Source organism: Clostridium sp. UBA1652 (assembly GCF_002320975.1).
GTDB classification, from domain to species: domain Bacteria; phylum Bacillota; class Clostridia; order Clostridiales; family Clostridiaceae; genus Clostridium_T; species Clostridium_T intestinale.
Map to the genome: position 1 here is coordinate 1 of NZ_DCLI01000084.1, position 12,108 is coordinate 12,108.

12 protein-coding genes and 1 tRNA gene are annotated in these 12,108 nt (G+C 28.5%); 9 read left to right on the plus strand and 4 right to left on the minus strand.

Annotated features, from left to right (window positions below; genetic code table 11):
- Window positions 1–26: 26 nt before the first annotated feature.
- From B3N22_RS17385 to B3N22_RS17400, 4 genes are all read left to right on the plus strand, one after another.
- Window positions 27–101: transfer RNA gene (locus B3N22_RS17385), tRNA-Asn, on the plus strand.
- A gap of 242 nt (window positions 102–343) precedes the next feature.
- Window positions 344–1,024: a response regulator transcription factor gene (locus B3N22_RS17390; protein ID WP_286909024.1), complete on the plus strand. Its 681-nt coding sequence runs from the start codon at window positions 344–346 to the stop codon at window positions 1,022–1,024.
- Entirely contained in the window at window positions 1,012–2,427 is a 1,416-nt protein-coding gene (locus B3N22_RS17395) for a sensor histidine kinase (RefSeq protein WP_414632243.1), read from the plus strand. The genes B3N22_RS17390 and B3N22_RS17395 overlap by 13 nt, the downstream gene beginning before the upstream one ends.
- 14 nt (window positions 2,428–2,441) lie before the next feature.
- The gene (locus B3N22_RS17400; protein WP_286909025.1) at window positions 2,442–3,923 is read left to right on the plus strand and encodes a hypothetical protein; all 1,482 of its coding nucleotides are present in this window, start codon (window positions 2,442–2,444) and stop codon (window positions 3,921–3,923) included.
- A gap of 39 nt (window positions 3,924–3,962) precedes the next feature.
- Here B3N22_RS17400 and B3N22_RS17405 read toward each other — a convergent pair whose 3' ends face one another.
- On the minus strand, window positions 3,963–5,834 hold the full coding sequence (locus B3N22_RS17405) for an LTA synthase family protein (protein ID WP_286909027.1): 1,872 nt from the start codon (window positions 5,832–5,834) through the stop codon (window positions 3,963–3,965).
- A 152-nt stretch (window positions 5,835–5,986) separates the two neighbouring features.
- Between B3N22_RS17405 and B3N22_RS17410 the strand changes: the two genes are divergently transcribed.
- Both B3N22_RS17410 and B3N22_RS17415 read left to right on the plus strand, forming a co-directional pair.
- Window positions 5,987–6,685: a histidine kinase gene (locus B3N22_RS17410; protein ID WP_286909028.1), complete on the plus strand. Its 699-nt coding sequence runs from the start codon at window positions 5,987–5,989 to the stop codon at window positions 6,683–6,685.
- Between the two features lie 11 nt (window positions 6,686–6,696).
- Window positions 6,697–7,419: a LytR/AlgR family response regulator transcription factor gene (locus B3N22_RS17415; RefSeq protein WP_073022556.1), complete on the plus strand. Its 723-nt coding sequence runs from the start codon at window positions 6,697–6,699 to the stop codon at window positions 7,417–7,419.
- A 33-nt stretch (window positions 7,420–7,452) separates the two neighbouring features.
- Here the strand turns inward: B3N22_RS17415 and B3N22_RS17420 are convergent, their stop codons facing one another.
- The gene (locus tag B3N22_RS17420) at window positions 7,453–7,560 is read right to left on the minus strand and encodes a CPC_1213 family protein (protein WP_021800426.1); all 108 of its coding nucleotides are present in this window, start codon (window positions 7,558–7,560) and stop codon (window positions 7,453–7,455) included.
- Between the two features lie 134 nt (window positions 7,561–7,694).
- Between B3N22_RS17420 and B3N22_RS17425 the strand changes: the two genes are divergently transcribed.
- On the plus strand, window positions 7,695–8,669 hold the full coding sequence (locus B3N22_RS17425; RefSeq protein ID WP_275299614.1) for an NAD(P)/FAD-dependent oxidoreductase: 975 nt from the start codon (window positions 7,695–7,697) through the stop codon (window positions 8,667–8,669).
- Window positions 8,670–8,677: 8 nt separating this feature from the next.
- Here the strand turns inward: B3N22_RS17425 and B3N22_RS17430 are convergent, their stop codons facing one another.
- Both B3N22_RS17430 and B3N22_RS17435 read right to left on the minus strand, forming a co-directional pair.
- Window positions 8,678–9,265 (minus strand): GDSL-type esterase/lipase family protein, encoded by a 588-nt coding sequence (locus B3N22_RS17430; RefSeq protein ID WP_286909032.1) that lies wholly within the window; start codon window positions 9,263–9,265, stop codon window positions 8,678–8,680.
- A 9-nt stretch (window positions 9,266–9,274) separates the two neighbouring features.
- A complete protein-coding gene (locus B3N22_RS17435; RefSeq protein WP_286909033.1) occupies window positions 9,275–9,904 on the minus strand; it encodes a RusA family crossover junction endodeoxyribonuclease in 630 nt (209 codons plus the stop codon).
- 105 nt (window positions 9,905–10,009) lie between these two features.
- Here B3N22_RS17435 and tsaD point away from each other — a divergent pair, with 105 nt between their 5' ends.
- Window positions 10,010–11,029 carry a tRNA (adenosine(37)-N6)-threonylcarbamoyltransferase complex transferase subunit TsaD gene (gene tsaD / locus B3N22_RS17440; protein WP_286909036.1) on the plus strand — a complete coding sequence of 340 codons (1,020 nt, stop codon included), beginning with the start codon at window positions 10,010–10,012 and terminating at the stop codon, window positions 11,027–11,029.
- 7 nt (window positions 11,030–11,036) lie between these two features.
- The gene (locus B3N22_RS17445; RefSeq protein WP_286909038.1) at window positions 11,037–12,047 is read left to right on the plus strand and encodes an alpha/beta fold hydrolase; all 1,011 of its coding nucleotides are present in this window, start codon (window positions 11,037–11,039) and stop codon (window positions 12,045–12,047) included.
- Window positions 12,048–12,108 lie beyond the last annotated feature (61 nt).

Genomic DNA, 12,108 nt, shown 5'->3' on the forward strand with positions numbered 1-12,108 from the left:
GAGAGTAGGAAGTCGCCAAATTTTGTTCCGCGATAGCTCAATGGTGGAGCACTCGGCTGTTAACCGATAGGTTGGAGGTTCGAGCCCTCTTCGCGGAGCCAATTTGATTATTACACTAGGATTTTTCCTAGTGTTTTTTATTATATAAATCTTTAATTCTTTTGTAATATAAATTTATATATTTGTTACTATATGTAAAGAGAAAAGTAGTAATATATATATGTAGAGTATTTAGGATTGTATAATCAATTAGTAGGATTAGAATTTCATATATATGGTATAATTTAAAGGGAAGCAATTAAGACTTCTCTAATTTATTTTATAATTATAAAGAGGTGTTTACATGTATAAAATACTTGTGGTTGAAGATGAAGATAGTATTAGAGGTTTTTTAACTATAAATTTTAAACGTAATAATTTTGAGGTTATAGAAGCAAACAATGGCGAAGATGGAGTAAAGAATGCATTAATAGAAAAGCCTGATGTAGCAATTTTAGATTTAATGCTTCCTGGGATAGATGGATTTAAGGTTTGTGAAGTATTGAGAAAAGAATTTCCTAGTATGGGGATAATAATGTTGACGGCAAAGGGACAGGATATGGACAAGATAATGGGACTTGAATATGGAGCAGATGATTATGTTGTAAAGCCATTTAACCCAATCGAATTAACATTAAGAGTAAAGTCTTTATTAAGAAGAATAGGTAAGGATGAAGAAAAAAATGAAAGCATTACAAGTGGAGAATTTGTAATAGATTTATATTCACAGAAAGTATATAAGAATCAAGTGGAAATAGATTTAACGCCTAAGGAATATATGATGCTAAAGATATTTATGGAGAATCCAGGCAAGGCATTTTCGAGAGATGAACTATTAAATATAGTATGGGATTATAACTTTTTCGGAGATTCAAAGATAGTGGATGTAAACATAAGAAGATTAAGATCAAAGGTGGAAGATAATCCTTCAGAGCCAAAATATATAGAAACTGTATGGGGAACGGGATATAGATGGAAAGCATAGGTAAAATGGTGAATAAAAGTATTAAAACAAAAATGGTTAAATATTTTATTTTAATAATTTTGTTTACTGTAGGTATATTAAATATTCTTATGATAAGTTATATTAGAACTTACTACTATTCAAGTATAGAGCAAACTTTAAAGAGTCAGTTAAATATATCAGCAGATTTTTATAATAAGAACTTTTCATATCTATCACTAGAAGAAAACATCTATGATAATATAGATATGTTTTGGAATGAAAGCAATATTCAAGTACAGATTTTAAATAATAATGGAAAATTACTTATGGACTCACTTGGAGTAAAAGAGGGTGACATAATAGATACTCCTGATGTAAATAAAGCATTAAAAGGAGAATATGAGAGATGGATTGGAACTGGTTATAATAAAGAAAAGATAATGGCCATATCTTATCCATTACAATCATCAGGAGAGATAAATGGTGTACTTAGATATATAATATCTTTAAGTGATGTTAATAAGTCTATAAACGTTATAGCTATATTTTTCTTGATAGTATCAATCATAGTATTGTTTATTGGCGTTATAATAAGCCTTGTATTTGCGCGAGGTATAATTAATCCAATTAAAGAATTAACAACAGTAGCTGAAACTATGGCATCAGGAAATTTAGAAATAAGAAGCATAAATGAATCAAATGATGAAATTGGTAAATTGTCTTCAACCTTAAATTATATGGCAGAGGAATTATCAAAAAGAGAGAAATTAAAAAATGATTTTATATCTTCTGTATCTCATGAATTGAGAACTCCATTAACTGCTATTAAAGGATGGGTAATAACATTAAATAGTGATTATAGAGATGAACAAATACTAAAGACTGGTTTTAATATAATAGAAAATGAGACAGAGAGACTGTCTAATATGGTGGAAGAGCTGCTTGATTTTTCAAGACTTGTATCTGGAAAAATAGCAATGAAAAAAGAGTTAATAGATTTAAAGAATATAGTCGATTATATTGGAATATATCTGACACCAAGAGCAAATAGAGAGAATGTTGATTTTAAGATAAGTGTAGAAGAAAACTTACCTAAAATTTGGGCTGACTCTGATAGAATGAAACAAGTATTTATAAATATATTGGACAATGCTTTTAATTTCACTGATTATGGAGGAAGTGTTTCTTTAGATATAATTCAATATGAAGAAAACTATATAAAAATAGCTATTAAAGATGATGGATGTGGGATAGATCCAGAAATTTTACCAAGAATCAAAGAAAAATTTGTAAAGGGCAAAAATTCAAGATCTCAAAATGGTATTGGTTTATCTATATGTGATGAAATAGTTACACTCCATGGGGGAAGTCTTGAGATATTTAGCCAAGAAAATATAGGAACTGAAGTAATTATAAAGCTACCTACTGCATTTAGAGATTAATCTAAGGAGGAAATATGAGAAGAAGTTTTAAACTTTTATTAATATTGGTGATTCTAATTATGATAGCATCAGTTTTTACTTTCTCAAAATTTATGCCTTCAGGGCAAGATTTTAGAAAGCTTACTCCTCCTCAATCAAGTGCTGTAAGCTTTAAGGGTACATGGAAGATAAATGAGAAGTATAACTATAAAGAGGGACGAACATTAGAATCAAAGACTGAATATATATATTTGGATGAAAATAGAATGATTATTAATAATAATTTATATGATACAGTAAAGTATAAATTAAGAGTAGTAAATCTAAAAGAGTATCTTTTAGCTGAATATAATATTAGTTATAAAAGATTTTCTAATGAAAATCATGAAGTTGATTTAATAAGCCCACTTAATAATAATACTTTAATTGGAGAGATACTGAGGTTAGAAGAAAATAAATTATTGATAATTCATAATGATATTATATATACTATTACGAAGATATCTAGTGATGTATCAAATTTTCCAACTAACATAGCAAGTGATACACAGAAAGATGGAAATGCAAAAAGAGATTATAATGATATAGTTGAATGTGTATATATAGGACTTAAAAGTAATAGGGAATTAACAGAAGATGGAGTAGGGGAAGAAACGTATAGAACTTTATGGATAGGAGTAGACAATGGAATAGCAAAACCTGTCTATGAAAGAAAAAACATATTATATCCAAGATTAAAAGGCTTTTGGGAGCTTGTTCCTAAAAAGATAAATAGAAATGGAGTCGTAACAGAATATTTTGATACCTATAATATAAATAATAAAGGTATAAGTTCAGAGGATACTTTAGAAGTTGAAAATGAAAGTAAATACGTTAACTTAAACTTCATTAGTAATAACTATATATCTATAGAAGAGTTTACTGATAATTATAATGACAAAAATAGTAGATATAAGATAATACCGGTAGATACGATACATACTCCAAATGGAGTAGCGATAGATGTTTTGTCAGGAACTGAAGGATATGAAGCCCTAAAGAACTCAAGTGAAGTAGCTCTAGATAATTTAGAAAATTATTCTCCAAACTTAAAAGTTGATGTTAAGCTAGACCCAACCAATATAGGTGTAGTAAGAAAAAATGGTAGATGGGTTTTAGAAGGAAGAACTAGATTAGAAAACAATGCATTAGCAGATTTAAAATTTGATGTAAATATGATAAATACAAAAAAATTAATTATTTATGATAATCTTTATGTTAGATGGAATATACTTAAGGCGCAAAATCCATTAATCAAGGATATATATACATCGCCTAATGGTAAGGTTGCTATAGTTGTATTGGACGATTATATATTAGTATATGAAATAGAAAATTCAGAGCTAAAAGGAGATCCTATTAAAAGGATAAAAAAAGATAAAAACGAATCGGTTATTATGGCCGAATGGACCAGTGGATATATAGCAGATAGCTGGGAAAAAGTATTTAAACAAGATGCTAAAGAAGTCGATAATTAATATAAATTAAAGGAGCCCCCTTAAGGCTCCTTTAATTTGTTATTTATTATAGTAATTTTCAAAGTAATCACTTTTAATAATTTTATCGGATAATTCTAAACTATTAATATAGAATTCTTTTTCTTCTTCAGTTAAAGTACCTCTTACACTTCTATTAGTCATTACCGCAAATGACTTATTTGTTTTTAATAAATTCCTACCTAAAGCAGTATTGATATATTTACTCTCATCAATACCCATTAGATAAGCTAAAGTAGGCATTATATCTATTTGTCCTCCAGCTATATCAGATTTAAAGCTGTTTTGTAAATTTTTCTGATAAATTATTAGTGGAACAGAAGAATCCTCTTTATCTAGCCACCAAGACTCAGGATTTTTAAGTTCTTCAACCTTATCATTATAGTATTTATGAACCCCAGTATGATCACCTTCTATAGCAACTACAGTGTTATCAAGCAAACCTTTCTTATCTAGTTCTTCTAGGAACATTCCTATTTGCTTATCTGTGTAATGAGCAGTTTGAAATGAGTTTCCAAGTATTGAATCTTTTAGTTCACCAGTTAAGTTCAATTCTTTATATTTATCTGGCAAGTCAAAAGGACCATGATTTGTTAATGTTACAGTAAAAGTATAGAATGGTTGTTTCATTTTTTCAATCATTGGAACCACTTGTTTGAAGTAAGTTTCATCGCTTAGACCTAATCCAATTACTTCATCTGGATTAAAAGAGTAGTAGTCTATAAAGTTATCAAATCCTATTCCTTTAAGCCCTTGAGCATAATTCCAGAAGCTGCCTCTGTCGGGATGAATAGCAGTAGACTCATAACCAAGTTCGCCTAATAATTTAGGTAAAGAATTATAGTTTCTTACTGGATACCTAAAAAAAGTACTTCCTTTTCTTAATGGAAGCATAGATGTATTAACCATTAAGTCAGAATCAGAACTTGTACCTTCATTTACTTGCTCATAAACTTTAGGAAAGTAAATTGAATTATTTAAAAGTTTATTTAAATTAGGTGTTATTTCTTGTCCATTGACAGTTTGTCCAATAACGAAATTTTCTAGTGATTCAACTTGAATTATTAGAAGATTTTTATCTTTGAATAAACCTTTATATTCATTATCGAGAAGATTTTCATTTTTCTTATCATAGAAATTTGTAATATCTTCTTGTTCTTCAGCTGTAAGTTCATAAGGTTTTAAGTCTTTATATACATTATATAAATCAAATAAATGATAACCTATAGATGAAAAATATCTAGCGGTATCAGTTGAATCATAATTTGAAAAAAGATATGAATTTTTAACATCAGTATTTCCTAATACATTTATATTAAAAGGAACATAGGCTATGTAAATTATTGATAATAAAAAGGATACAGTAAAACCTTTTATATTTGATTTTATGTTTTTAAAGCTTTTTCTAAATATAAATATATATATAGATAATAATAGTATGTCCAAAATAAAAATTATATCCATTGGACTCGTCATAGATAGAATAGAGCCTGACATATTATCTAAATTAGCAGTTTGAGTTGCTACTAGAATTGATGGTACTGTCATAAAGCCTCTAAAATACCATAAGTCTAAGATAAATAAAAGAGTTAGTAATAAATCTATTACTAGCAGGTAAATCCACTTACCTTTGCCTCTAAATAATAATCCAAAACTTAAAAAAATACCTGCAAATGCAGCATAGTATTTAAAGAAATATATAGCCGAACTATATCCTGCAAAAAAATCAAAGCTATATACGTTTTTGTTTTCGATAAAGCCTTGAAAAAATACACCTTTAAATATTATAGAAAATAAAATAAGAAAATAAAAAATACATCTTATGATGAGGTTTTTGTTTAAATTCTTTTCTATAATCTTTACTGGATTAGTTTGTAATTCTTTAATATTCATAAATAACCTCCTAAAAGATATCACCACTAAGATTATATAGGAATAGTAGGTATAAATCAATTGACAAGAATGTGGCTTAAAGACAAGATTTTGTAAATTTTTCATATCATATTATATATTAAGTAAAATTATTTTTAAACGATATATATATTATGGGAAAAAAGAAATTAATCATAATTACATTAATAATATTGCAAATCATTCTAATCAAGGTATTTCCTCAATATTGGCTAATTTTTATTTCTATTTGTGTACCAATGTTTGTAAAAATTCTAAATGATTTTGAGAGTGAGGTTGTTAGTAAAAATTCTATAAAAGTTAACAAATCGAATAACTTAGATACACATTTTTTATTTAACGCTATAAGTACAATTATGTATTATTGTAGGACAGATGGAAACAAAGCAAGAGAATTATTACTTGCATTAGGTGATTATCTTAGATATTACCTTTCTCAATCTGAGGATGATACAAAACTATCCAATGAGTTTAAGGTTCTTAAAGGATATTTAAAAATACAACAATCAAGATTTGGAGAAAAAATAGATTATGAGATTAAGAGTTTAGAAGATGACTTTTTGATAAAAAAAGGTTTTTTGATAGAAATAACATATATTGCTTTAAAAGAGGGTCTGCTCAAGTCTAAAGTGGGGGGGAAAATCACAGTAGAATCAAAAGTTGATAAAAAGGATTTAATTATTATTTTAATACATGATGGAGATATAGCAAAATACATAGACGAATATAAAAATACATATGGGGAAAAGTTTGGGTACAAGCTAGATGGAATTTCAAAAGATGGGGATAAAACTGAGTTAAGCTTGAAGATACCTATAAATAATGTTTTATAAGGAGATGGAGTATGCTTAATGTTGCTTTAGTTGATGATGAGATTATTGCATTAAAAGAATTAGAGTATTTACTTTCAACTGAAAGTGGACTTAAGATAGTTGGGAAATACACAAGTCCTGAACAGGCTATAGAGGAAATTAAAGAATTAGATTTAGATGCAGTTTTTCTAGACGTGTCAATGCCAGAGATGAATGGGTTTATGGTAGCTGAGGAAATAAAAAAACTTAATAAAAACATTGAGATTGTCTTTATAACAGCTCATGATGCATTTGCCTTAAAAGCATTTGAAATAAATGCAAAAGACTATGTTTTAAAACCATTTTCTATAGATAGAATAAAAACTACATTAGATAGATTAAGTGAAAAATTAGATAAAAAAAATAATACTGTAAGTATTAAGAATGTTAAAAAAATTCCTGTAAAAAATTCAGATAAATTGAGTTTAGTAGATGTTGATAAAATTATATATTGTGTTGCAAATGAAGGACATGTAAATATCGTAACAGATAAAGATAGTTTTATATCTGATGAAACTTTAAATAATGTTGAAGATAGATTGAAAGAGTTTAATTTTATTAAATGTCATAGAAAGTATTTAGTTAATTTAGACTTAATAGAAAATATAATATCTTGGGTTAATGGTACATATATATTGAAACTAAGAGGTACTAGGGAAGAGATACCTGTAAGTCGAAATTATGGTAAGACAATAAAAAATATATTTAAGATTTAAGGAGCAGATCAATGATCTGCTTCTTTTGTTATGTTATATTTTAAAATCTTTAGGATTATGTTCCTTAGCTTTAGGTTCGCCAAAAGTTGCTCTAGCACTTTCTGCTTTAGGATCATGTTTTATCTTAACTTTTTTAGCCATTTTATCACCTCCTATACCTATAGCTTTTATTTTTAAAAAGCAATTTATTCAAAAGTTATTTTAAAATAAATATTCTATGATAAAATTAAATTAAACAAATATAATTAATATTTAAATGAAAGGACTTTATGTGTATGGCAGCCAGCTATGATTTGATTGTCATTGGAGGAGGTCCCTCTGGAATGGCAGCAGCAATAAGAGCAAAAGAAAAAGGCGTTAAAAATATATTAATAATTGAAAGAGAAGAGGACTTAGGAGGAGCCTTAGTTCCATGTATTCACAATGGTTTTGGGAAAGACGTACTTGGAAAAGAAGTAACTGGACCAGAACTTATACATTTTTTTATAAGTAAATTAGATGAATTTAATATTGAATATAAACTTTCAACTATTGTTATAGATTTTAATAGTGAAGGAATTATAACATATATGAATCCAAAAGAAGGTATCTGCTTTATTAAAGCTAAAAGTGTAATTTTTGCAACAGGATCAAGAGAAAAATATACTGGGAAAATTCATATTGCAACTAAAAATTATACAGGAATATATACTTTAGGAACTGTGCATAGATTAATTAACCTTCAAGGATATTTGCCAGGTAAAGAGGTTGTTATTATGGATTCTTCTGATATATCTATGATAGTGGCACGAAGCCTAGTAGTTGAAGGAGCTGATGTTAAAGCAATAATAGAAAGTTCTTCAGAAATTAAAGCTACTCAAAGTAAAAATAAAGAGATTCCAAAAGATTTCAATATACCTATCTTATATAATTCAGTAATAAAAGAAGTGATGGGAAAAGAGAGAGTTAGTAAGGTAAAAATATTAAATAAGGAAACTAATGAATATTCAGAAATAGATTGTGATGGATTAGTTCTTTCAGTGGCTTGGAGATCGGAAATTGATTTATTAAAAAAGGCTAGAATAAAGATTGAAGAGGACTCTCTTACTCCATTAATTAATGAGGATCTTATGACATCACAAAAAGGAGTATTTGTTTGTGGAACACTTATTAATACAAAGTCTTTAGTAAAAAGGTCAATAGAAACAGGGTATATAGCAGGAGAAGCTGCTGAGAAGTATATAAGGGAATATACAAGTATTTATAGCTAAAAGGTCTACTAACTAGACTTTTTAGCTATATTTTTAAAAGTTTGATTTACAGTTATATAAATTAAATTATGACCTGAATTATTAAAATGAATGCCATCTAAGTATATATATTCATTATTAAGAAATGCTGTATTCGTAGTATTAAATAAATCCACGAAGAAAAGACTTTCCTTTTGGCAATAAAATTTCAGGTTATTATTTAGAGTTAATAAGTTTTCATTTATTTCTGAATAGTCTGGGTAGGAACTCCATCTTGAGGTTGCTTCCTTTTCTGATATATAAGGAGGGGATAGTATTATGGGGACTATTTTATTATCAATACAATCTTTAATCATTAAAAGGATGTTTTCATAAACCGATGTTATATTTTTACCCGATAATAAATCATTAGTACCTCCAAGAATAAAACAGTATTTAGGTTTTATATTAACAACATCATTAAAAAATCTAGACAACATCCCTATGGTTGTATCACCATTTACCCCTTTGTTAAGGTAAGTAAAAGTATAGTTTTCCACTAATAAATTAACCCACGATTTTTCTTTAGATACTCCATATCCAAAAGTAAGACTATCTCCTATAAAAACAATATCCATAAATCACCTCTAAAATAATTTATTAAAGCACTTAGTACATATTAAAGTTTTACCACCGTCAGCTTTTTTATAATCATTAGCTATGAGTACTTTATTACATATAGAACATTTTCCTTTAGAGTCAGGAGCATCAATAATATTTTTTAATGCAGGTTTTTGTTTTTTTAGTTTGCTGTTTGGAGGAGGTGAATAAGTTATCTTTTCAGATTCTATATCTTTAGGAGTTATTGTATAACTAATCTCATATTGACTTTCTCCAAATAACTCTAATTCAAATCTAGGGTTTTCTTTATCATAAAATTCTTCAATATGTATCTTTCTTATTTGAGCATCGTTTATAATTAAGCCGCTTTTCTCGATCCCATCAAAGATACTTTTAGTAATATTATTTGTATCTGGATGCCTTTTTTCACTTTTATAATAGACCTTAAGAACAGCTATAAGAGCTTCATCAATTACTATACCTGGATTCTGAAGTCTAGCACAGTATGAAATTTCCTCTTCATATAAAGCGTATCTATCGTGATATTTTCCAGAGTTATAAGGTAGGATAGCTCTTCCTGATTCATTGAAAAGTTTAAAATTAGATTTTGTGATAGGAGAGCCGGCAACTATAACTTTTGCATAAGATTTTTTCATGTGTTTACTCCTTGTTATAAAATTGTAAGATTCTTTAAATTGATAATGCAACTACTATAAAGTATAATACAAATTGAAGATTTAAGATAGAAGAGGGTAATATTTATGGATAGAAAAGTAATTTTAGCTATTGAGAGTTCATGCGATGAAACTTCAGCAGCAATTGTTATAAATGGAAGAGAAGTTTTATCTAATGTTATATCATCTCAGATTGAAATACATGAAAAATTTGGTGGAGTTGTTCCAGAAGTAGCTTCAAGAAAACATATAGAAGTTATAAATACTGTAGTAGAAGAGGCATTAGAAAAAGCAAATATGAAGCTTAGTGATTTAGATGCTATAGGTGTTACCTATGGACCTGGGCTAGTAGGGGCACTGCTTGTAGGGCTTCAATATGCGAAAGGGCTTGCATACTCCTTAGACTTGCCATTAATAGGGGTTAATCATATAGAAGGACATATATGTGCAAACTTTATTGAACATAAGGATTTAAAACCTCCATTTGTATCTTTAGTTGTTTCAGGAGGACACACTTTTATAGTATATGTTAAAGATTATGGTGAGTATGAAATAATAGGTGAAACTAGGGATGATGCAGCTGGAGAAGCTTATGATAAAGTGGCAAGAGCAATAGGACTTGGTTATCCAGGGGGCCCTAAGATAGATAAACTTTCAAAGGAAGGGGATCCTAATAGCATATCATTTCCAAGAGCTAGATTTCATGATGACACCTTAGATTTTTCTTTCTCAGGATTAAAGTCAGCAGTATTAAATTATCTAAATAAGAAGTCTATGCTGAATGAAGAAGTGAATGCTGCAGATGTAGCTGCATCCTTTCAAAAAGCTGTTGTAGAAGTGTTAACAGATAATGCTATGGTAACGTGTGAAAAAAGAGGAATAGACAGGATAGCTATAGCAGGTGGAGTTGCTTCTAATAGTGGACTACGAGAAAACTTGATTAATAAGGGTAATGAAAAGGGAATAAAAATATTATTTCCATCACTAGAATTATGTACAGATAATGCAGCTATGATAGGAAGCGCTGCGTACTATCAATGGGAGCTTGGAAATGTTAGCACAATGGATTTAAATGCAAAACCAAATTTAAAATTAGGGGAGAAATAGAGAAGTTATGAATTTAATTCCGCACTCAAATGGTATAAAAAGGTTAAGAATTAGAAAAAAAATTCCTATATCAGCTATAATGAAGTTTCTGATATACAGTCTTATAACTATTTTATTAATGGGGTTAGTGTTTCAGTTTGCAGTGACTAAGGTTTATAATGAAAAATATAAACCAAGAACTAAATATACTCGAATAAATGATAACAGAGTTTATTACAATAGTATTGGTTCTGGAGATATGACAGTAATATTTGATGGAGATTTAGGCGTAGATTCAAATGAATGGAATACTATTACTAGAGAAGTAGCGGATAGTTTAGGTGTTAGGGTATTTACATATAATAGAATGGGATATGGATTTAGTGATGGCGGAGAAGGATTAGATCCGCAAAGACAAGCTGAGGATTTAAGGTTATTATTAAATAAGGCAGGCATATCGGGACCGTATGTTTTAGTAGGGGCCGGGTATGGTTCATTAATTATGACTAACTTCGCTAATACCTATGGTGATCTTGTGAATTCTATGGTTTTGATAGATCCTATAGTGGAAAGTAAATTAGATAATGAAGAATACATATCTAATTACATTAAAATAAAAAAGAATAGTAAATTAGAAACTACTCAATCTTATTTTGGTTTAACTTATATTAAGTACAGACTTGGGATGTTAGAGATTCCAGAAAACTTATTTTCTGAAGGACAAACAGAATTAAAAAATGAATTTATATCAAACAGAATAAGAAGTAAATATCCTAGTGCTATGAATAATGAAGCAAGTAACATATTGGAGAAGAAAAGTAATTCTCAAAAAGAAGGCTTGATTGAGAATTCTCCTTTGGCTATAATATCAAGAAATAAAAATGTTGAACTTGATAAAAGTCTTTTAACTTTATCAACCTCAAGATACATAAATCAGTTAGTTACAGAATCAAATGGGCAGATGATACCAGTTGAAGACAAAAATAAAGTTCTAGAGGCAATCAAGTATGCAGTTGAAAAAGGAAGAGTAAAAAGATAACTAAACTACCTTAGAATATAGAGATTATTCTAAGGTAGTTTTTTATATTAAATGACTGGAC

What these genes read in the sequence shown, in the direction of transcription:
- B3N22_RS17390 (WP_286909024.1), top strand. Translation starts at nt 344, where the DNA reads ATGTATAAAATACTTGTGGTTGAAGATGAAGATAGTATTAGAGGTTTT.
- B3N22_RS17395 (WP_414632243.1), top strand. Translation starts at nt 1,012, where the DNA reads ATGGAAAGCATAGGTAAAATGGTGAATAAAAGTATTAAAACAAAAATG.
- B3N22_RS17400 (WP_286909025.1), top strand. Translation starts at nt 2,442, where the DNA reads ATGAGAAGAAGTTTTAAACTTTTATTAATATTGGTGATTCTAATTATG.
- B3N22_RS17405 (WP_286909027.1), bottom strand. Translation starts at nt 5,834, where the DNA reads ATGAATATTAAAGAATTACAAACTAATCCAGTAAAGATTATAGAAAAG.
- B3N22_RS17410 (WP_286909028.1), top strand. Translation starts at nt 5,987, where the DNA reads ATGGGAAAAAAGAAATTAATCATAATTACATTAATAATATTGCAAATC.
- B3N22_RS17415 (WP_073022556.1), top strand. Translation starts at nt 6,697, where the DNA reads ATGCTTAATGTTGCTTTAGTTGATGATGAGATTATTGCATTAAAAGAA.
- B3N22_RS17420 (WP_021800426.1), bottom strand. Translation starts at nt 7,560, where the DNA reads ATGGCTAAAAAAGTTAAGATAAAACATGATCCTAAAGCAGAAAGTGCT.
- B3N22_RS17425 (WP_275299614.1), top strand. Translation starts at nt 7,695, where the DNA reads ATGGCAGCCAGCTATGATTTGATTGTCATTGGAGGAGGTCCCTCTGGA.
- B3N22_RS17430 (WP_286909032.1), bottom strand. Translation starts at nt 9,265, where the DNA reads ATGGATATTGTTTTTATAGGAGATAGTCTTACTTTTGGATATGGAGTA.
- B3N22_RS17435 (WP_286909033.1), bottom strand. Translation starts at nt 9,904, where the DNA reads ATGAAAAAATCTTATGCAAAAGTTATAGTTGCCGGCTCTCCTATCACA.
- tsaD (WP_286909036.1), top strand. Translation starts at nt 10,010, where the DNA reads ATGGATAGAAAAGTAATTTTAGCTATTGAGAGTTCATGCGATGAAACT.
- B3N22_RS17445 (WP_286909038.1), top strand. Translation starts at nt 11,037, where the DNA reads ATGAATTTAATTCCGCACTCAAATGGTATAAAAAGGTTAAGAATTAGA.